This is a genomic window from Terriglobales bacterium (assembly GCA_035454605.1).
GTDB lineage: Bacteria > Acidobacteriota > Terriglobia > Terriglobales > Acidobacteriaceae > DATMAB01.
In genome coordinates this window covers 1-18,944 of the sequence record DATIGQ010000117.1, presented here as the reverse complement: position 1 = coordinate 18,944, position 18,944 = coordinate 1, and the positions used below count along the sequence as shown (strand labels likewise).

The 18,944-nt window shown below is 63.8% G+C and carries 21 protein-coding genes; 7 read left to right on the top strand and 14 right to left on the bottom strand.

The features are described 5' to 3' along the window. The 5 genes from VLE48_08210 to VLE48_08190 all read left to right on the top strand — a co-directional run. Positions 1 to 627, top strand: a 627-nt coding sequence (locus VLE48_08210) for a tetratricopeptide repeat protein (GenBank protein ID HSA92979.1), incomplete at its 5' end; no start/stop codon positions are given. Then, the gene (locus VLE48_08205) at positions 624 to 1,499 is read left to right on the top strand and encodes a hypothetical protein (protein HSA92978.1); all 876 of its coding nucleotides are present in this window, start codon (positions 624 to 626) and stop codon (positions 1,497 to 1,499) included. The genes VLE48_08210 and VLE48_08205, both read left to right, overlap by 4 nt. Positions 1,500 to 1,545: 46 nt before the next feature. Continuing rightward, the gene (locus VLE48_08200) at positions 1,546 to 2,379 is read left to right on the top strand and encodes an ATP-binding cassette domain-containing protein (protein HSA92977.1); all 834 of its coding nucleotides are present in this window, start codon (positions 1,546 to 1,548) and stop codon (positions 2,377 to 2,379) included. Positions 2,380 to 2,448: 69 nt separating this feature from the next. Continuing rightward, complete coding sequence (locus VLE48_08195) at positions 2,449 to 3,213, top strand: YIP1 family protein (GenBank protein HSA92976.1); 765 nt, start codon at positions 2,449 to 2,451, stop codon at positions 3,211 to 3,213. Positions 3,214 to 3,319: 106 nt separating this feature from the next. Further along, positions 3,320 to 4,348, top strand: a complete 1,029-nt coding sequence (locus VLE48_08190; protein ID HSA92975.1) for a radical SAM protein — start codon at positions 3,320 to 3,322, stop codon at positions 4,346 to 4,348. A gap of 8 nt (positions 4,349 to 4,356) precedes the next feature. Here the strand turns inward: VLE48_08190 and VLE48_08185 are convergent, their stop codons facing one another. The 9 genes from VLE48_08185 to VLE48_08145 all read right to left on the bottom strand — a co-directional run bounded on the left by VLE48_08185 (position 4,357) and on the right by VLE48_08145 (position 13,555). After that, the gene (locus tag VLE48_08185) at positions 4,357 to 5,835 is read right to left on the bottom strand and encodes an amidohydrolase family protein (GenBank protein ID HSA92974.1); all 1,479 of its coding nucleotides are present in this window, start codon (positions 5,833 to 5,835) and stop codon (positions 4,357 to 4,359) included. Positions 5,836 to 5,873: 38 nt separating this feature from the next. Further along, positions 5,874 to 6,803, bottom strand: a complete 930-nt coding sequence (locus VLE48_08180; GenBank protein ID HSA92973.1) for a hypothetical protein — start codon at positions 6,801 to 6,803, stop codon at positions 5,874 to 5,876. Positions 6,804 to 6,806: 3 nt separating this feature from the next. Then, positions 6,807 to 7,811, bottom strand: a complete 1,005-nt coding sequence (gene add / locus VLE48_08175; protein ID HSA92972.1) for an adenosine deaminase — start codon at positions 7,809 to 7,811, stop codon at positions 6,807 to 6,809. Positions 7,812 to 7,911: 100 nt separating this feature from the next. Further along, on the bottom strand, positions 7,912 to 8,367 hold the full coding sequence (locus VLE48_08170; GenBank protein HSA92971.1) for a hypothetical protein: 456 nt from the start codon (positions 8,365 to 8,367) through the stop codon (positions 7,912 to 7,914). Positions 8,368 to 8,541: 174 nt separating this feature from the next. After that, positions 8,542 to 9,957: an amino acid permease gene (locus VLE48_08165; protein ID HSA92970.1), complete on the bottom strand. Its 1,416-nt coding sequence runs from the start codon at positions 9,955 to 9,957 to the stop codon at positions 8,542 to 8,544. 209 nt (positions 9,958 to 10,166) lie between these two features. Beyond that, positions 10,167 to 10,325, bottom strand: coding sequence for a hypothetical protein (locus tag VLE48_08160; protein HSA92969.1), 159 nt, complete (start codon positions 10,323 to 10,325; stop codon positions 10,167 to 10,169). A 27-nt stretch (positions 10,326 to 10,352) separates the two neighbouring features. Continuing rightward, the gene (locus VLE48_08155) at positions 10,353 to 12,737 is read right to left on the bottom strand and encodes a UvrD-helicase domain-containing protein (protein HSA92968.1); all 2,385 of its coding nucleotides are present in this window, start codon (positions 12,735 to 12,737) and stop codon (positions 10,353 to 10,355) included. A 1-nt stretch (position 12,738) separates the two neighbouring features. Continuing rightward, on the bottom strand, positions 12,739 to 13,164 hold the full coding sequence (locus VLE48_08150; GenBank protein HSA92967.1) for a DUF971 domain-containing protein: 426 nt from the start codon (positions 13,162 to 13,164) through the stop codon (positions 12,739 to 12,741). Between the two features lie 112 nt (positions 13,165 to 13,276). Continuing rightward, on the bottom strand, positions 13,277 to 13,555 hold the full coding sequence (locus VLE48_08145) for a hypothetical protein (protein ID HSA92966.1): 279 nt from the start codon (positions 13,553 to 13,555) through the stop codon (positions 13,277 to 13,279). Positions 13,556 to 13,631: 76 nt separating this feature from the next. Here VLE48_08145 and rpmB point away from each other — a divergent pair, with 76 nt between their 5' ends. Then, positions 13,632 to 13,820 carry a 50S ribosomal protein L28 gene (rpmB, locus tag VLE48_08140; protein HSA92965.1) on the top strand — a complete coding sequence of 63 codons (189 nt, stop codon included), beginning with the start codon at positions 13,632 to 13,634 and terminating at the stop codon, positions 13,818 to 13,820. 71 nt (positions 13,821 to 13,891) lie between these two features. Here the strand turns inward: rpmB and VLE48_08135 are convergent, their stop codons facing one another. The 5 genes from VLE48_08135 to VLE48_08115 all read right to left on the bottom strand — a co-directional run bounded on the left by VLE48_08135 (position 13,892) and on the right by VLE48_08115 (position 18,246). Next, positions 13,892 to 14,713 (bottom strand): DUF4097 family beta strand repeat-containing protein, encoded by an 822-nt coding sequence (locus tag VLE48_08135; GenBank protein HSA92964.1) that lies wholly within the window; start codon positions 14,711 to 14,713, stop codon positions 13,892 to 13,894. A gap of 96 nt (positions 14,714 to 14,809) precedes the next feature. Continuing rightward, positions 14,810 to 15,187 (bottom strand): RidA family protein, encoded by a 378-nt coding sequence (locus tag VLE48_08130; protein HSA92963.1) that lies wholly within the window; start codon positions 15,185 to 15,187, stop codon positions 14,810 to 14,812. 166 nt (positions 15,188 to 15,353) lie between these two features. Next, positions 15,354 to 17,552 (bottom strand): bifunctional (p)ppGpp synthetase/guanosine-3',5'-bis(diphosphate) 3'-pyrophosphohydrolase, encoded by a 2,199-nt coding sequence (locus VLE48_08125; GenBank protein ID HSA92962.1) that lies wholly within the window; start codon positions 17,550 to 17,552, stop codon positions 15,354 to 15,356. A 53-nt stretch (positions 17,553 to 17,605) separates the two neighbouring features. Further along, positions 17,606 to 17,836 carry a helix-turn-helix transcriptional regulator gene (locus VLE48_08120; GenBank protein ID HSA92961.1) on the bottom strand — a complete coding sequence of 77 codons (231 nt, stop codon included), beginning with the start codon at positions 17,834 to 17,836 and terminating at the stop codon, positions 17,606 to 17,608. Beyond that, on the bottom strand, positions 17,833 to 18,246 hold the full coding sequence (locus tag VLE48_08115; protein HSA92960.1) for a hypothetical protein: 414 nt from the start codon (positions 18,244 to 18,246) through the stop codon (positions 17,833 to 17,835). Before VLE48_08115 ends, VLE48_08120 begins: the two co-directional genes overlap by 4 nt. 356 nt (positions 18,247 to 18,602) lie before the next feature. On the opposite strand from VLE48_08115, the gene VLE48_08110 reads away from it, so the two are divergent. Beyond that, positions 18,603 to 18,944 (top strand): NAD-dependent epimerase/dehydratase family protein (locus VLE48_08110; GenBank protein ID HSA92959.1); only part of this gene is annotated, 342 nt, incomplete at its 3' end.

Here is an 18,944-nt window from a genome sequence, read left to right as displayed (position 1 = left end):
CTGGGTCCGCCCACCCTGCGGGCCACGCCCGCCAGCGGCGGAACTCAGATGTACACCACGCCGCCGATCACTCCGGCCCACATGTCTCGACCGGGAAGGACCACGCCCCCACCGGCCGCGCCCGTTGCGCCCGCGGCGCCCGCAGCCAAAGCAGCGACGTCGAACACGGCGAAGATTGCGGCGGGCGTTGCTGTGGTGGTGATCGTCATTGGCTTGGCCGCCGTCGGACTACGCCATTCGGGGAGCGAATCCACCGAAGGAACGCAGCCGATGACGCAGGTCCCGGCCAACCCGGCGGCCCAATCGCCGACTACTTCGCCGCCGAATCCTTCCGCAGCGAGCGACGCCATGCAGGCGCCCAGTTCGGCGCAGGAGTTCGATGGAACAGCCGACCCACAAGCGCCGGGCCTGAGCGAAACCGAGCGGCAGCTACGGCAGCAGAAGCAGGTGCACGCCATGCTGGCGCGCGCCAAGCGCGAAGCGCAGTCGGGTAATTACGAGGAGGCCATTCGAATCCTGGAGCGCGCCGAGCGCATCGACCCCGACGACCCGGCGGTGCAGGAAGCGCTGCGGCGGGTGCGGCGGGCGTGGCAGACGGAGCAGGAAGTGCTGCGGAGACGGAAATGAAAAGAAGGTTGATCCGGAGTCTGGTTCTGGCGACCATCATCCTGGTCGGCGCGCACGGGTCTGCCCAGGAGGAGGAACCCCGCCCCAAACGTCCCAATCCTGTGGTGCGCTTTCCGGTGGCGCACCTTCACGGAGCCACGAACTGTTACGGCTATCTGTACTTCTCGCGTGACCGGGTGCGCTATCAGGCGGTCCGGCCGGCGGCGGTGAAGCACAGCTTCACTTCGGCGCGGGCCGAGATCACGGAAGCCAAAGAGTCGCCTTCGGAGACCCTGACCCTGGTCTTCCGCAACGGCAAGTCGCAGGAATTCGCGGTTCTGCCGGCTGCGAAGGTGGTCCTGGGCCGGCACCAGCCGACGGACGTGGTTCCCGTCCACAGCATCGCCCTGGCGGCGGGGGACTTCGAGAAGGTGATGGCCATGGGCGACAAGCCCGGCGAGGTGAAATCGCCCGGAACCACGCAAAAGATCGTCACCGACCCGGGTGGGGTGGAAGTCGTCATCGATGGGGTGCCCTGGGGAACGACGGATCTCGACAGCGGGGAGATCGTGCTGCGCGGCATACCTTTCGGGAATCGCGAATTCGTGCTGCGCCGCCGGGGATACAAGCCCATGTCGTGGCCCGCTCGCTACGAGCATGAGCAGACGGGTGAGATCTTCGCGCCACTCACCGCGGTGGAAAAAACTGCCGCGGGGCTCAGCCTGCAGGATGTGCTCGACCTTCTGGAAGGAGGAGTTTCGCCGCGGCGCGTCGCCCAATTGGTGGAGAAGCACGGCGTGACTTTCTCGCTGACGCCGGACCGGGAGCAGACGCTGCGCGGCGCGGGAGGCGTGGATGAGTTGATCGAAGCCATCGCCAAGGCAAGGAAGTAACCGTTTCTCGCTTCTCGTTTCTCGTTTGTGGAAGGGCGACGCGTACATGGCTTTAGTAGAAGTCCATGACCTGGCGAAAGTCTTCCCGCTGGAGGAATCGGCGTTCGGCGGCGGGGCGCGGCGACAGGTGCGCGCCGTGGACGGCGTCTCTTTCTCCATCGAGCGGGGCGAGACGCTCGGGCTGGTGGGCGAGTCCGGCTGTGGCAAGAGCACCCTGGGCCGGTTGATCCTGCGGCTCATCGAACCCACGGCGGGGCGCGTTCACTTCGACGGGCATGACGTGCTGGCTGCAGGCGGTAGTGAGTTGCGCCGCCTGCGGCGCGACATGCAGATCGTTTTTCAGGACCCCTTCGGCTCGCTCAACCCGCGCATGACCGTGGAGGCGATCCTGGCGGAACCGCTGATCATTCACCGCCGGGCGCTGGAGCGCGACGGCGACTTGAGCGGCGCAACCGGCGAGGCCCGGCGGCGGCGCGTGGCCGAGCTGTTGCGCGCCGTCGGCCTGGATGACTCGGCCCGCGGACGGCATCCGCATGAGTTCTCGGGCGGACAGCGGCAACGCATCGGGATCGCGCGCGCCCTGGCCCTGCGGCCGCGTTTCCTGGTGGCGGATGAGCCGGTCAGCTCGCTCGACGTCAGCGTGGGAGCGCAAATCGTCAACCTGCTGGCCCGGCTGCAACGCGAGTTCGGCCTTACCTATCTCTTTATTTCGCACGCCATCCCCGTCGTGCGCTACCTGGCGACGCGGATCGCGGTGATGCATCGAGGGAAAATCGTGGAGACGGGCGAGACCGAGCGGATCACCGCCAGCCCGGCGCATTCCTATACCCGCTCTCTGCTCGAAGCAACACCGGAAGTTGAGGTGGCGGGCAGCGTGTGAGCCCGTTGTCACCGGCTACCTGCGGGTTTAGAATCGCGCGCGGAATTTTCGTTGGTTCCAGGAGGCACCATGAGTACGGCCGCGGTGGTTCCCGAGGCTCAGCCGCCGGCGAAGCTCTCCGCCATGGGCCGGATCATCAACACCTTCATCGCCCCCAGCGAGACCTTTAGGGACCTGAAGCACCACGCGACATGGACCACATGGATCGCGCCCTGGGTGCTCACGGCCATCCTGTCATGGATATTCGTGGCGGTCATGGCACAGAAGATCGGTTTCGAGCAAGTGTCGGAGAACCAAATCAAGATGGCGGGGAAGCGGGCCGAGCAGTTGGAGAAGCTGCCGCCGGAGCAGCGCGCGCGCCAGATGGCGCTCTCGGTCACCATCACCAAGGTGATCTCGTTCGCTGTCCCCTTTTTCGGCTTGATCTTCTTTGTGGTTGTGGCCGCTGTCCTGATGGCGACCTTCAACTTTGGCGTGGGGGCGGAAGTTCCCTTCAAGGTGGCCCTGGCGGTGGTTTTCCATGCGGGGCTGCCGGGAATCGCGCACAGTCTGCTCGGGATCATCTCCATGTTGGCGGGCGTGGATCCGGAGGGCTTCATCGTCCAGAACCCGGTGGCCACCAATCCGGCGTACTTCATGAACCCGGCCGAGTCGCCGGTGCTGTACTCGCTGGCCAGCTCGCTGGACGTGGTGATCATCTGGATGCTGGTGCTCACGGGCATCGGGTTTTCCTGCGTCAGCAAGATGAACAGGGGGACCACCCTGGGCGTAGTCTTCGGGTGGTACATCCTGGTGACGCTGGTGCGAGCGGGCTTCGCGGCCCTTTTCCGTTAAGGCCGTTGGAACGCCCCAGGCGGCCGTTTACCCCCTAAATCCCGCCGAACAAAGCTGTTAGTTTCAGCGTCGGGACCGGGGTTATGTTCTAATTACCCATTCGCGAATGCCGACGACGGCTCTCAAAATCAAGCGCCAGGCGCTGCGCGCGCACCGCCTTTCGCGCGAAGTGGGGATGATCCTCAAGGGACTGGTTTCGACAGACCATCCCGTGCTCGCCCATGTGATCCCCATGCGGCGCTGCAACCTGTCCTGCGCCTACTGCAACGAGTACGATGCGGTCTCGAAGCCGGTGCCGCTGGAGGTGATCCACCGGCGCATCGACAAGCTGGCGGAACTGGGCACTTCCATCACCTGCATCTCGGGTGGCGAGCCGCTACTGCACCCCGAACTGGATGACATCCTGCGGCGCATCCGTCATCACGGCATGATCGCGGGGCTGATCACCAACGGGTATCTGCTCACCGAGGAGCGCATCGCGCGGCTGAACCGCGCCGGCCTGGAGCACCTGCAGATCTCCATCGACAACGTCAACCCCGACGACGTATCCAAGAAGAGCCTGAAGGTGCTGGACAAGAAACTGCAGCTCCTGGCGGAATATGCCGAGTTCCACGTCAACATCAATTCGGTGGTGGGGGGCGGCATCCGCAACCCGAATGACGCCCTGGTCATCGCGCGGCGCGCCTTGGAGCTGGGATTGACCTCCACCGTGGGCATCATTCACGACCACGACGGGCAGTTGCAGCCGCTTACGGAAGACGAGCGCAAGGCGTATTCGACCATCATGGGGTGGGGCAAGGCCAGCTACGCGCGCTTCAATCAGTTCCAGCGGAACCTGGCGCTGGGACGGCCGAACGATTGGCGCTGCCGGGCCGGTGCACGCTATCTCTACGTGGCCGAGGACGGCCTGGTGCACTACTGTTCGCAACAGCGCGGCTATCCGGCCAAGCCGTTGGAGGAGTACACGCTGGAGGATATCCGGCGTGAGTACCGGACGGAGAAATCCTGCGCGCCGCAGTGCACCGTGGCTTGCGTCCACCAGGTGTCGTATCTGGACTTCTTCCGCGCCCCACAACGCAAGACGTTCCCGCCACCCGCCGGAGCAGGTTCGCCGCAACTGGTACAGATCGAGTAGGTTCCCTCCTAGTTTCCTGCTGCGCCCGCAGCCGCCTTCTCCTGGTCCGCCAGCATCTTGTCCAGGTCCGCGCGGCGCAGGTAGTTTCCCGCGACGACTACGCCGGAGATTCGGCGCGTGTTGCGGATGTCCTCGAGTGGGTTGGCGTCCAGCACGACCAGGTCGGCTCGCTTCCCGGCCGCCACCGTACCGGTGTCGTTGTGCCGCCCCAGGAAGCGAGCGGCGTGCACGGTCGCCGCCCGCAAGGCGTCCGCCGGCGAGAGGCCGGAGCGGACCAACAGTTCCAGCTCCTGATGGAGGCTGAAGCCGGGAATCACAAAGGCGTCGAAGTTGTCCGTTCCGGCCAGCAGCGTGACTCGGGCGCGGTGGAGCCGGCCGGTAAGTCTCTCCGCCATCTCGGCCATTCTCTGGTTGAGCGCAAAAGTCTCGTCAGGCGCGCTCTCCAAAAAGCTCCGGCGCGCGGTGGTCCAGCGTTCACGGAGCTTCGTGGGCACATACTGCATGGGCAGCTCGCCGATCGTGTCGGCGCGCGAGGCCGGGCGGATGGAAACGGACCAGATGAGCGTGGGAACGACCACGGTGCGATTGTGTGCCAGTCGCGCCACCACGCGGTCGCACTTCGCCTCACTGTAGCTGGAGACCAGGTCCGCCTGCAGCGCCCGGGTGCGGGCGCGGGCTTCTTCCGGTTTGAGGTCCGGCGCTCGCAAGGCCAGCAAGTCGCGCCGCAGTTCTTCTTCACGTCCGGAACAGGCCAGCAGGATGGCGGCATCGCCAGGCAGGGCCGGCGACAGGTGCTCGATGCTCTTCTGGCGGGCGTCGCTGGCTTCCACGGCGCTCACCGACTCGGGTACGTGCCCGGCAAAGGCGATGCCGATGCGCTTGGCTTCGTCGGCCATCGCGCGGTAGGCCTCAGGGCTGAGTCCGGCCTGCACCTTGATGAAGTCCGCGCCGCGGGCCTCCAGGTCACGCACAGCGGCGCGCGCCTCAGCCGCGTCAGCGACCGGCAGGAAGTTCGAGTCGGGTTCGGGCTGGGGTCCGTCGACGAACGGCCCCGGCGATACGATGGTGGGGCCGAGCACGCGTCCGGCGGCAATTTCTTCGCGCATGTGCCGGATGCGGTCGAAGTCGCCGCCCATGTCACGCACGCCCACTACACCGTAAGCGAGATACAAGGGGAGCAGCGACTCCGCTTCCGAGCGGATGGCGGTGTGCACATGCATGTCCCAGAGGCCAGGAATCAGGTACTTGCCGTCCGCGTTGACCACCTGCACATTACGGCTGGCCTGGATGAGCGCGCGCTTGGCGATGGCCTCGATGCGGCCGTCGCGGATGAACACGTTCAAGCGCGGCTCGACGGAGCCGCTGGTCACGTCGACCACGTTGACGTTGGTCAGTACCAGCAGAGGTGGCGGCTTTCTTACCTTCTTCTGCGCGGCCAGCACGATGGGCAGGAACAGGAGCACCAGGATGAGCAGAGGCCGCCGCATGGAAAGATGGTCAAAGTACCGGTGCGTCGAGGCCGATGTCAAACCGCCAAAGGACTCGGAGCCTCAGGGGCTTCCCTATCCACGAAGCCATCGGGCGCAACCCCTTCAAAGTCATCTTTAGATATTTCTGCTGGAATCCCCGCGAGCAATTCGGCCACTTGCGGTACCAGTTCGGGACGTAACCGCTTGACTGATCCGTCAGGCACGAACTCTTCCAGTAGTCCACCAACACTGTTAAACACGGTGTTACTGCCGACGTACGTCGTGTCGTATTTCTTCAGCAGCTTTCCGAAGCCTTTTCGCGGCCGGCCGATTGCGATCCATTCGCAATCCGGAACGAGCATGTGTACACCCATTGCCCACGTGATGAGCCTTCCGACATCGTGAGACTTTCTCTTTCGAACCAGCATGATCTTGGGAACGAACACATCTTCCGACTCCAGCTCAATGTCCCACTCATGCTTCCTTCGCATGTACCTCCAGAAGGCCAGTGACTTATCTTCGGACATGTAGAGTCGCTGTTCAGAGAGCTCCGGATCTCCACTGAGCACCCCGAGTGCTTCAGCGTTACTGGATTTCCATGTCTCAATGAGTTGGGTGGCTTGGGGTACTTTCGGAGTACCTTCTGATTCGGGGTCCTGCGGATCGACAACAAACAAGGAAAATTGTGATGCAAGGCCCTCGATGATAGGCATGGCCTCGTAGGCGAAGAAAGAGGGTCGATTATAGTTAAGGTTGAAAGCCAGTCCCAGGTCGAAGTAGCCCGTCGGAACAGATGATTCGCCAGACTCTCGCTCCGATGCCGGGGTGTAGTCCAGACTGAAGTAGACGCCGGTGTCTTCGTTTTGATACCAGAGCTGAGTCTCGGCAGGCCTCTGGAAACGGTGCTGATGCATCGCCCACGAGGCAACTCCCTCAAAGTTCAGGTCCAATGTCTCGCGGCGGCAAAAGAAAAGGTCGTAGCTCACGGCTCAGTCCAGCTTCTTCAAGTACGCGTGTTTCTTCTCTTCCGGCAGGAACGATGCCCGGAAAGAGTTGGCGGCAAGCCGGCGCAGTTCGCCGTCGGTGAATCCGAATGCTTCCTGCGCGAGCTGGTATTCGCGGGCGAGCGAAGTGTGAAACATGGCCGGGTCGTCGGAGTTCAGCGTGATCAGCAGGCCGCGGTCGAAGTATTGGCGCACGGGATGCATCTCCAGCGCCTTGAGGCAGCCGGTGCGCAGGTTGCTGGTGACGCACACTTCGATCGGCACCTGGTCGCGGGCCAGGCGCGCGACCAGTTCCGGGTCGTGCCAGGCGTTCAGGCCATGGCCGATGCGCTCCGCGCCCAGGCAATCCAGCGCCCCCAGCACGGACTCCGGCCCGGCGGCCTCGCCGGCATGCGCGGTGCGCCGCAGGCCGTGCGCCGCGGCAAACTCGTAAACCTCACGGAAGATTTCCGGCGCAGCCTGGCGCTCATCGCCGCCCATCCCGATGCCGATGACGTTGCGGCCCCGCAGTTCGACCGCCTTTTCCGCCACCCTCATGCCCGCTTCCGGACCCCATTGACGCACGAAGTCGAGGATCCAATAGAGGGAGACGCCGAATTCACGCGCGCCGGCTTCACGTCCACGCTCCAGCCCGTCGAAGACCGCGTCGAAATCCATTTCCCGGCGCAGGCACACGCCGACGCTGACATAGACCTCGGCATGCACCACGTTCTCCGCCCGCAGGCGTTCCATCAGGCGGTAGGTGATCAGCTCGTAGTCCGCGGGCTCCAACAGACGGTCGGAGACTGCCTTGAATGCCATCAGGAAGCCGTAGAAGTCCTGGTATTCGTAGAGGCGGGCGACGGCCGCCAGATCGAGCGGCTCGGCATCATGCCGGCGGCTGAGTTCGACCAGCGTTGCCGGCTCGACCGCACCTTCCAGGTGCAGGTGGAGCTCCGCCTTGGGCAAGGCGAGGATGTACTCTGAGGGTGGCGAGGCGGTCGTCGGCACGAGCGCAAGATTCTACCTGACGCCGCAGTCCAGGTGGCTCGCGAATTCGGCGAAAACTCAGCGGGCAGCCTCGACGGCCCCGAGCCCGGCAGCCGACTACCTAGACGGTTGAACTCGGTGCAGTCTGCAGCCGAGCCGCAGCCGGCGCTTCACTCAGTTCGTTGCGCGCCGCCAGCCCGCGATAAATCTGGTAGAGCGCAAAGGCGTGGAAACCGATCCCCAGAAAGTCCATGGCCAGCAAGAACAGCAGACCGTCGAGGGCGTAGAGCACCATACCCACGACGAATGCCCAGGTCTGCATCTTGCGGGCGCACACGCCAAACAGCACAAACACGCCCACGACGAACAAGTCCACTACCACGGCAGCGACCGTACCCACGGCGCCCGTGCCTTGGGCAATCGCGTCCACCAATTGGGTGATGCCCAAGCCGATGATGAATCCCCACTGGGCTCCGGTCAGCCCAACGATGGTGTTGATCAGCGAAAGCCCGCCGATCCAAAAGAACCAGTTCGCGCCGGACTTGAACTGGTTTTCAGTCCTCAGTCTCTGTTCCACCGCGACCTCCTTTGATAACGACGACTGCTGCCGCCAGCGGCAGCCATCCTCCTGGCGGTCGCAAGCCAATTGCCAAAGACAACCTGATTGGGAATCAATAAGTTAGCTTGGTCAGCAGCGGCGGGAACACAACTTCAGTCTGAGATTGAGACAGGATACGAGGTACGGTTGGGCCTATTTCAGCCTGGCGAACTCGCTGTGCCGCCGGCTGTACACGATGTAAATCACCAGGCCGATGGCCAGCCAGATGAAAAACCGGATCCAGTTCATGATGGGCAGCCCGGCCATCAGCAGCAGGCAGCAGAGGATGGTCATGATGGGCGCAAACGGCCCTCCGGGAGCGCGAAAGCCACGCGGGCGGTCGGGATCGCGGTAGCGCAGCACCAGCACTCCGATGGCTACCAGCACGAAGGCGAAGAGCGTGCCGATGTTCGACAGGTCGGCGAGGGTGCCGATGTCCAGCAGTCCTCCGGGAATGCCGACCACCAGTCCTGCCACCCAGGTGGAGACGTGTGGCGTGCGGTACTTGGCGTGCACTTTGCCGAAGGCCTTGGGCAGCAGGCCGTCGCGTGACATGGCGAACCACACCCGCGCCTGGCCCAGCTGGAAGACCAGGAGCGACGAGAGCATGCCCATCATGGCGCCGAACAGCACAACGGTGCGCACCCAGGGCAGGTTCAATCGCTTCAATTCGTTCACCACCGGGGCGGCGTTGCCCAGCGTTTCCCAGTGCGCGATGCCGGTGAGCACCACGGCCACACCCAGATAGAGCACGGTACAGATCACCAGTGTGGCGATGATGCCGATGGGCAGGTCGCGCTTGGGATTACGCGTCTCCTCGGCCGCCGTCGAGACCGAATCGAAGCCGATGTAGGTGAAGAAGATGATGGCGCCGCCGGTGAGCACTCCCGGCCATCCATTGGGCGCGAAGGGCGTGTAGTTTTCGGAACTCACGAAGCGCGCGGTGAAGCCCACGAACACCAGGATGGCCATGATCTTCAGGGCCACCATCACGTTGTTGGTTTCCGACGACTCGCGGATGCCGCGCACCAGCACCATGGTCAGCACCATCAGCGTGAGGAACACGGGAATGTTGAAACCGAAGTGCCAGCCGGGGTCAAAGTGCTCACTGCCCGAGGGCAGGTAGGCAGGGTAGGTCCAGCGCGGCGAGAAGTGGACGCCCACCAGGTCCCCAAGGTTCACCAGGTGCTCGGAAAAGCCCACGCCCACAGCCATGTTGCTGACGGCGTATTCCAGGATCAGGTCCCAGCCGATGATCCAGGCCACCAGTTCGCCCATGGTGGCGTAGGTGTAGGTGTAGGCGCTGCCGGCGATGGGGATCATGGAGGCCAGTTCGGCGTAGCACAGCGCGGCGAACGCGCAGACCACGCCGACCAGCAGGAAGGAGAGCGCAATGGCCGGCCCGGCGCCGGGACGGCCGAAGGTGGGCGAGCCGTAGATCAGGTACTCGAGCAGCGGCGCGTGCAGCACCGACTGCGCCTCGAACTTCTGGCCGGCTATGGCGGTGCCGATGACGGTGAAGATGCCGGTACCGATCACCGCCCCGATGCCCAGCGAGGCCAGGGCCACGGGACCCAGCGTGCGCTTCAGCCGGGTCTCAGGCCGCTCGGCATCCGCCAGCAGCTTGTCAATGGACTTCTTGGCGAAGTATTGGCTGGCCAGAAGGAGTGGCTCCTTGAGATTGAATCATTGAATCATCGGATCATTGAATCATTGCAACCCGACACAACCGCGGCCCAATGACCCGATGATCCGATGACCCGATCACCCGATGCGCGTCAGCGCTTCGAAGTGCCGCGCACCATCTTCTTGACCTTGCGCTTCTTCGAACCCCGGTCGTAATCGCGCTTGGGCTTGGGATGCTCCGCCTTGCGCTTCTTGCGAGCGTCCCGCTTCTTCTTTTTGCGCTCTTCCTTCGACAGTGCCTTGGTATTCATGAGTCCTTTGTGCTGGGTGCGTGGGTCTCAGGCCTTGGTAAGCTGCGCGAACTTCTCCACCAGCTTCTTCAGGCCAAAGCCGGGGAATTGTACCGTAATCTTGGCGTCCTCGCCTTCTCCTTCGCGCTTGTAGACCGTGCCCTCGCCGTACTTGGGATGACGCACGCGCTGTCCCGGGCGGAAGCCGCGCTTGCCGGTGGGCTCGGCAGCGAGCTTCGTCCCCTCCTTCGGCAGCGTGAATTTTCTGCCGCGCGAAGCGAAGAACTCGGCGATGTTCTCGATGGAGTTGTAGGTGGGCCCGGAGTAAGCCGGCGGCCGTGGACGACGGCTGCGCCGCGGCGAGTCCCAGTCCTCCGCGACCTCCTGCGAATAGGCGTAGTCGTATTGCGCTTCGGATGGGCGCCGCTCGCCCCGGCTGCGGGCCGGCGAACCCAGGTCTTCCAGCAGCTTGGGCGGCACTTCGTCCAGGAAGCGCGACGGCAGGCTGGCCTCGGGCAATTCGGTGCCGTAGCGGCGGCGATACAGCGCCCGCGTCAGAATGAGCCGGTCCATGGCGCGCGTCATACCCACGTAACAGAGGCGTCGCTCTTCTTCGAGCTGGTCGGGATCGAGCAGCGTGCGCGAGTGCGGGAACAGCCCTTCCTCCATGCCGATGAGAAAGACCAGTGCGAACTCCAGCCCCTTGGCCGAGTGCAGCGTCATCAGCGTCACGCGGCCCCGGGGATCGTAGGTATCGGTGTCGCTGACCAGCGCGGCGTGGTCCAGGAATTCGCCCAGGGTCTCGCCGCGATCGCGCGAGTCCATGGCGGCGTTCACCAATTCGCGCAGGTTCTCCACGCGTGAGAACGCTTCCGGCGTGCCCTCTTCTTCCAGTTGCTTGATGTACGCCGTCTGGTCGATCAGGAACTTCAACAGGTCGGCAACGGAAGCCGCTGTCGAATTTTCCTGTGTCTCCGTGTCTCCGTCGTTTCCCTTGCCTTCGAACATCACCCGCCCCTGCTCGATCAGCTTGCGGAAAGCGGCCAGCGCGCTGAGCGCGCGCGGCGGCAGCAGGCGTTGCTCGATGGCTTCCCCGACGGCGTCCCACAGCGCCATGCCGGTCTCGAGCGCCAGCCGCTCCAAGGTCTCGACCGTGGTCTTGCCGATGCCGCGCGGCGGCGTGTTGATCACCCGCAGCAGCGCCACCGAATCGCTGAGGTTATGAATGAGCTTGAGATAGGCGACGAGGTCCTTGATCTCGGCGCGCTCGTAGAAGGAAAAACCGCCCACCACCTGGTAGGCGATCTGGTAGCGGCGCATGGCTTCTTCCAGCAACCGCGACTGCGAGTTGGTGCGGTAGAGGACCGCCGCGCGCGGCTCGCCATCCCCGCTCGTGGCTGCCTCTTGCAGGTATCGCGCCATGCAGTCGGCGACGAACAGCGCTTCATTCTCGCCGTCGGGGGCTTCGTAGAAGCCCAGGCGCGCGCCGCCCTGCCGCGCCGTCCACAGCGTCTTGCCCTTGCGCTTGACGTTGTTGGCCACGACGGCCGAGGCCGCGTCCAGAATGTTCTCGGTCGAGCGATAGTTCTGTTCCAAACGGATGACCCTGGCTTCAGGAAAATCGTCCTCGAACTCCAGGATGTTGCGAATGTCGGCGCCGCGCCAGGAATAGATGGACTGGTCTTCGTCGCCGACGACGCAGACGTTGTGGTGAGCCGTGGCCAGCAAGCGCATCAGCAGATACTGGGGGCGGTTGGTGTCCTGATATTCGTCGATCAGCAGGTAGCGGAAGCGACGGTGGTACTGCGCCAGCACTTCCGGACGCTCGCGCAGCAGCCGCTCGGCCACCAGCAGCAGATCGTCGAAATCGAGCGCGTTGGCCTTCTTCAATTCCTTCTGATAGACGTCGTAGAGTTGGGCGGTGCGCTCGGCGCGCGGGTCGGACGAACCCAGGAACACATCCTGCGGGTCGCGCATGTGGTTCTTCGCCCAGGAGATGCGCGCCAGCACGCCGCGCGGCGGCATCTGCTTGGCATCGAGGCCCAGGCGCTTCATGGCCGCCTTCAGCACCGATTCCTGGTCGTCTTCGTCATAGATGACGAAGTCTTTGCGATAACCCTCGCCCAAGGCTTCGATGTCGCGGCGCAATACGCGCACGCAGAACGAGTGGAAGGTGGAGATCAGCGGCCGGGCCAGGGTGTGCCCGCCCACCAGTTGCTCCACGCGTGCCGCCATCTCGGCCGCCGCCTTGTTGGTGAAGGTGACGGCCAGGATGGAGTCGGCGGCTACGCCCAGGTTCTCGATCAGGTGCGCAATGCGATAGGTGATGACGCGCGTCTTGCCGCTGCCCGCGCCCGCCAGGATCAACAGCGGCCCCTCGGTGGCTTCCACAGCCTCGCGCTGGCGCGGGTTCAGGTCGTCGAGCAGCGCCACGCTACGGCTTCCTTACCGCCGGCCCGCGGCGCGTGGAGACCATGGGGCCCGGCTCGGAGCCGGCGGTTTCTCGCCGTGCCTTGCATTCCGCGCACGGGCAAACGTCCCGCAGGTACTCCCAGGAATAGATGCCGTGCTGATGGCCGTCGTGGAAGGTGAAGCGGATGGCGTATCGCCCCACCGGCTCGGCGTGCTCGGCGCGCGGCGCTTCGCGGAACATGGGCAGCGCTCCCCGCGCCGGTTTGGGCGGTTCGCCGGGCTCGCGACCGGCGCGCGAGCGCTCATCGTCGCAGGTTGCGCAGGGGCAGGCGTCGCGCAAGTAGGGAAAGGTATAGCTGGAGCGGTGGCCGTCCTGCCACTCGATCTCCATGCCGGTGCCCGCCGTAAGGTTCACCTGGACTTTCTTCGGCTGGATGAGGGCGGGCATGACCTCAGTATCGCATAGCGTGCGGACAGAAAAAGGCGAGGGTGAACTCATTACTTCATTGAAGATGGCCACGCCGCAGCCCTAGGCCGTCCATGAATCAACGAACCGATCGTCAATCTCTCGGCGCATCTGCGGCTCTGTGGGTGCTTTTGGCTTGCTTCCGCCAGCGCAGCAACATCATCCCCAGCATCACCAGGCCGGTGACCAGCGCGAATACCATCGCCGAGCCGACGTAAAAGTAAAGCTGCGGGCTCGCCCCCACCTCTTGCGCTTGTTTGGTATCCGTGACCGACATAAAGATCAGCCCGATGGCGTACAGGATCACCGCGATCAATCCCGCCGCCATGCTCCAACCGATGGTCTTGAGGAAGCTCTCTCGCGCCGGGTCCATGTCTTGGGAAGATAGCGCGGAATCTGCTAAAATCAATACTTTGTTGGGCCAGTCCTGATCTCTCCTGGAGTGCTCCATGGCAAGGGTTTGCGACCTGTGCGGCAAAGGGCCGCGCTTCGGCAACAACATCAGCCACGCCCACAACGTGACCAAGCGGCGCTGGAACGTCAACCTGCGCCCGGTCCATGCGCGCGTGAAGGGCGCGACCCGGCGTCTGCGCGTTTGCACCGCCTGCCTGCGCAGCGGCAAGGTCGTCAAGGCCTAGCGATTCCCGCAGCAGAAAAGCCTCCTGATGCGGAGGCTTTTTCTACGCCTGCTCGAAGGACGAAAGAGCCTTCACAAGCTTCCAGAAGTTCCGCCGGTTCGCAGATAGATGGAGCCGTCGCCGCTGCGCAGGCGCAGCGGAGGTCCACCGCCATTCAATCGGCCGCGCAAATCGTGGCCGCCCCAGCGCCCGGCGATGGTGATGGGCAGGTCCGTGTCCACATGACCGTCTCCGGTATGAATCTCCACATCGGCGGCCAAGTCCTTGGGGACCACGAGCTCCATACTGCCGTCGGCCGTGGTCAGGCTCCAGCCCGCGGCCAGCTTTGAGCCGGCGAGAGCGGTGGCTTCCACCCGTCCATCACCGCTGCGGACTTCGAGGATGTCGAAGCGGCCGCGGACCCGCACGTGACCGTCGCCGGTGTGGATGCGCACGTTGCCGTCCACATCGTCGGCCTCCACATGCCCATCACTGGTGTCGAGCCGCAAATCGCCGCGGATGCCCTCCAGCTCGATGCTGCCGTCGGCGGTGTGCAGGTCGAGATTCGCATCACGCGGCACTTGAACCCAGATGTCCACGCGCTTCGGCCGGTCGATTCCGAAGCTGAAGTGCACTCGGTGGGGAAAGTGCAGGAACACCTCCACCCGGTCCCCGTTCTGACGCTCCTCCACACGAAGGCCGCCCTCACCGATCGTCCAGTTGCGGGTTTCCACCCGAACCGCGATCTCCCTGTGTTCAGAGCGGCTGACATGCAGATTGCCGTCGCCGGTTTCCATGCGAAGTTCCGGCGTGCCACTCACCGCATAGGTCTTGGTCCATTGGTCGGCCTGCGCGCTGGTCGCAGCCACGAGCAGGGCGAGAAGGCACAGCCCCTGCGCTGTCATGGGTCTCATCGGACACCCCCCTACAAGGCGGACTCTTCCCTGGCCTGTAGATACGAAGGAATAGACGTGACAGTTCCCGGGTGGTTATGGCGCCCGGAGGGGATTTCACGCCTCGGCGATGGCGTCGATCTCCACCAGCACGTCCTTGGGCAGTTTGGAGCATTCGACGGTGGCGCGCGCCGGCGGCTCCAGATCGAACGCCCGCGCATAGACCTCGTTCATGGACGCGAAATCCTCCATGTTCTTGATGAACACGGTGGTCTTCACCACCTGTTCCATGCTGCTGCCCGCGGCCTCCAGGATGGCGGCCAGGTTCTTGAGCACGCGCTCGGTCTGCGCCCGTATATCGCCCGCAATCACGGTGCCGGTGGCCGGATCGATGGCGATCTGTCCGGAGACAAACACGAACCCGCCTGCCTTGATGCCCTGCGAGTAGGGCCCGATGGCCCGGGGTGCATCGCTGGTGGAAACCGTGACTTTCATGGGCAAAGCTCCTTTGAGAGTGACAAAGAATTGACGATTGAATCATTTCTTCACTGAGGATTGCCACTATCAATCTTCAATGAACCAATCCATCGTCAATTCAGCAATTCTTCAATTCGAATATTGGTCAATCCATCCGTGTTGATCCGCGTTCATCCGCGGCAAATCACAGCTTCTGCACCCGCTGCACGTCTCTTATGCCGGCCACCTGGCGCAGGGCTGTGATCAGGTGCTCCAGGTGCTTGAGGTCGTCGATATCGAGCACGATATCGATGGTGGCCTGGCTGTTGGCGGCACGGGCTTCGATGTTGCGGATGTTGGTGTTCTCGTCGCTGATGATGGCGGTGATCTGCTTCAGCATGCCGGGGCGGTCATCGCAGAAGACGGTGAGCTTCACCGGGTAGGCGGCGGCGCCTTCGCGCGCCCATTCCACGTCGATCCGCCGTTCCGGCTCGTAGAGCAGGTTGGTCACGTTGGGACAGCTCCGCGCATGCACAGCCACCCCTTTGCCGCGGGTGACGTAGCCCACGATCTCCTCGCCGCGGATGGGATTGCAGCAGCGGGCGCGGTACACCAGCAGGTCGCCCTGCCCCTTGACCTTGATGGCTCCGGAGTCGCCGCCGAACACCCGCCGCATGACGCTGGTGAAGGCCCCGGGCTTCTCTTCCGCCGGGGCTTCGGCGGGCTCGGCGGTGGCCGGCACCAGCCGCGCGAGGACTTGCCGAGCGGGAAACTTGCCGTATCCAATGCCCGCCAGCAGATCCTCTGGCCGGCCCAGGCCGTAATCCGAGGCCACCTGCTCGAACTGCTTCTCCTCCACTCCCTTCAGCGCGACGCGGTACTTGCGCGCTTCCTTCTCGATCAGCTTGCGTCCGATCTCGATGGCCCGCTCGCGCTGGTGCACGTTCAGCCAGTGGCGGATCTTGTTGCGCGCCCGCGACGACTTCACGAACGTGAGCCAGTCGCGACTGGGCTTGTGCCCCGCCTGAGTCAGGATTTCCACGATGTCGCCGGAGCGCAGACGCGTCCGCAGCGGCACCATGCGCCCGTTCACCCGCGCTCCCACGCAGGTGTGGCCCACTTCGGTGTGGATGGCGTAGGCGAAGTCCACCGGCGTCGCTTCGCGCGGCAGGATCACCACCTTGCCCTTGGGCGTGAAGGTGTAGACGTCTTCCGGGTAGAGGTCGAGTTTCAGCGTGGAGAGGAATTCGGCGGGGTCCTGCGCCTCTTTCTGCCACTCCACCAGTTGCCGCAGCCAGGCCAGCCGTTCTTCGTCGCGCGCCGGCACCGCCCCGTCCTTGTACTTCCAGTGAGCGGAGATGCCTTCCTCGGCCATTTTGTGCATGTCTTCGGTGCGGATCTGCACCTCGAACGGGGTGCCGTTCTCCGCGATCACGCTGGTGTGCAGCGACTGGTAAAGGTTGGGCCGCGGCATGGCGATGAAGTCCTTGATCCGTCCCTGCACCGGACGCCACAGGTTGTGGATCATGCCCAGCGCGGCGTAGCAGTCCTTCACGCTCTGCGTGATGATGCGCACCGCCAGCAGGTCATACACCTGGTCCACCGGGATGCCTTGCCGCTGCAGCTTCTGGGAAACGCTGTAGAGGCGCTTGATGCGGCTGTCCACTTTCGCCTCGATGCCGTTCTCCTTCAGCTTCTCGCGGATGACCTCCACCACTTGCTCCAGAAACTGGTCTCCCTGCTTGCGGCGCTTTTCCACCGCCCGCTTTACCTGGTCGTAAGCGATGGGATCGACGTATTGGAAGGCCAGGTCCTCGAGTTCGCCCCGCAGCTTGCCCATGCCCAGGCGGTGAGCAATAGGCGCGTAGATTTCCAGGGTCTCCCTGGCGATCTTTTCCCGGCGCTCCGGCGGCAGGTGCTCCAGGGTGCGCATGTTGTGCAGGCGGTCAGCCAGCTTGATGAGCACGACGCGGATGTCGTCCACCATCGCCAGCATCATCTTGCGCAGGTTCTCCGCCTGGCGCTCCTCGCGGTTGGCGAAGTCGATCTGGCTGATCTTGGTGACCCCTTCCACGATGTGCGCCACCTGCTCGCCGAATTCCTGCCGGATCTCGGTGGCGGTGACGGTGGTGTCTTCGATGGCGTCGTGCAGCAGCCCGGCGGCGATGGAGGTGGCGTCCAGTTTCAGGTCGGCCAGCACCGTGGCCACGGACAAGGGATGCACCAGGTAGGGCTCGCCGGATGCCCGCGACTGCCCGGTGTGCAGCTTGAGGGAGAAATCGTAGGCTTTGCGGATGATCTCGAGGTCGTCGTTGGGCCGGTAGGCGCGGACCTTCTTCAGCAGGTCGCGGAACTTCGTGACCGTCAGGACGTTGGTGGCGATCTGATGGCGCAGCGTCGCCATGCCTGATTATAGCGAGTGCCAGGCCGCTGACAGTGCCTCCAGATTCTTCTGCCCTAGGTCGAACCTGGAACCCTTGGTCCGCCCGGCCAGCTGCCGTCGGGCTCGAAAATCTGCTCAATCGCCTGACCGAACAAACGCGCAATGGCGAAGGCCAGGGGCAGGCTGGGGTCGTACTTGCCCACTTCAATGGCGTTGACCGTTTGCCGGGAAACGCCCAGGCGTTCGGCCAGCTCCGCCTGCGACCAGTCGCGCTCCGCCCGCAAGACCCGCAGCCGGTTCTTCATTGGTAGCGCCTCCGGGCAATGAATAGGCCCACGAAATAGAGGAGCGCAACCAGCGGCCAGACATGGCGATAGCCCCAATCCTCCGGAGGCAGCGTGATCACGCGCTGCAGCAGTCCCAGCGTCATCAGCAACAGGAGACCGCAGGGGAAAGCAAACGCCAGCGCCTCCAACTGAATCCGCTTCTGCATCTCGTCCAGTTGCCGCAACATTCGCACCTCAGCGAGCAGAAACAGCGCGAAAAAGGGCACCGGCGTCAGAATGACCGCCACCTTGGCGGCCACCGAGAGATCGAAGTTGCGGGTAATCAACGCGGCTCCGGAGTAAGCCACGGCAAACAGCACTTCCCACACGATGCTCCACGTCAGGTCGCGACGCGAGACACCCGCACACGCCTCAGCAAACTTTTCCATAACTTCCTCCCATCCACATCGCGAACGCGAGCCAGGCAAGCGTGGCCGTCGTCGCTGCTGCATAACCGGCGCCCAGCAGTGCAGCCCATACCATCAACTGGCCCACCTCGGCGGTTCGCTCTAAACGGATTGGCTGGTTCATGACTCCTCCCGGCTACGTTCAACGGCAAGGAAAAAGTAAACTATGCAAGTCATATTGTCAAGTATGATTTACATATAGACAAGTGTTGACGACAAAATGCGGCGGCTGAAGGTTTCTGTAACTTGCGGAAAACGCAGATGTTTCCTCCGACTTATTGCCCGCACTGGACATCCCGATTTCGCGCTAACATTCCCTAGTCTGGGGGCCGAAGCCAGTGGCCGCGAGCGCAATTACGGGCTGGAAGATCCTGGTCAGCGGAGCTTCGGGGTTCATCGGCTCCGCTCTTTGTCCCCTCCTCACGGGGGCCGGGGCCAAGGTCACGCGCCTGGTGCGAGCGCGGCCGCGTGATGACTCCGAGATTCCCTGGGACGCTGCTGGCGCGATGGCCGGCGAACGGCTCGAAGGTTTCGACGCCGTGTTGCATCTGGCCGGGGAAACCATTACCGGCCGCTGGAGCGCAGCCAAGAAGCAGCGCATCCTCGAGAGTCGCGCGCAGGGCACGCAAACGCTTGCGACCGCCCTTGCGCAATGTCAGCGCAAGCCCAGGGTGTTGGTC

Bases quoted from the DNA above. Each gene is read 5' to 3' on its own strand.
- VLE48_08205 (HSA92978.1), top strand. From the start codon at position 624: ATGAAAAGAAGGTTGATCCGGAGTCTGGTTCTGGCGACCATCATCCTG.
- VLE48_08200 (HSA92977.1), top strand. From the start codon at position 1,546: ATGGCTTTAGTAGAAGTCCATGACCTGGCGAAAGTCTTCCCGCTGGAG.
- VLE48_08195 (HSA92976.1), top strand. From the start codon at position 2,449: ATGAGTACGGCCGCGGTGGTTCCCGAGGCTCAGCCGCCGGCGAAGCTC.
- VLE48_08190 (HSA92975.1), top strand. From the start codon at position 3,320: ATGCCGACGACGGCTCTCAAAATCAAGCGCCAGGCGCTGCGCGCGCAC.
- VLE48_08185 (HSA92974.1), bottom strand. From the start codon at position 5,835: ATGCGGCGGCCTCTGCTCATCCTGGTGCTCCTGTTCCTGCCCATCGTG.
- VLE48_08160 (HSA92969.1), bottom strand. From the start codon at position 10,325: ATGAATACCAAGGCACTGTCGAAGGAAGAGCGCAAAAAGAAGAAGCGG.
- VLE48_08150 (HSA92967.1), bottom strand. From the start codon at position 13,164: ATGCCCGCCCTCATCCAGCCGAAGAAAGTCCAGGTGAACCTTACGGCG.
- VLE48_08145 (HSA92966.1), bottom strand. From the start codon at position 13,555: ATGGACCCGGCGCGAGAGAGCTTCCTCAAGACCATCGGTTGGAGCATG.
- rpmB (HSA92965.1), top strand. From the start codon at position 13,632: ATGGCAAGGGTTTGCGACCTGTGCGGCAAAGGGCCGCGCTTCGGCAAC.
- VLE48_08135 (HSA92964.1), bottom strand. From the start codon at position 14,713: ATGAGACCCATGACAGCGCAGGGGCTGTGCCTTCTCGCCCTGCTCGTG.
- VLE48_08130 (HSA92963.1), bottom strand. From the start codon at position 15,187: ATGAAAGTCACGGTTTCCACCAGCGATGCACCCCGGGCCATCGGGCCC.
- VLE48_08125 (HSA92962.1), bottom strand. From the start codon at position 17,552: ATGGCGACGCTGCGCCATCAGATCGCCACCAACGTCCTGACGGTCACG.
- VLE48_08120 (HSA92961.1), bottom strand. From the start codon at position 17,836: ATGAAGAACCGGCTGCGGGTCTTGCGGGCGGAGCGCGACTGGTCGCAG.
- VLE48_08115 (HSA92960.1), bottom strand. From the start codon at position 18,246: ATGGAAAAGTTTGCTGAGGCGTGTGCGGGTGTCTCGCGTCGCGACCTG.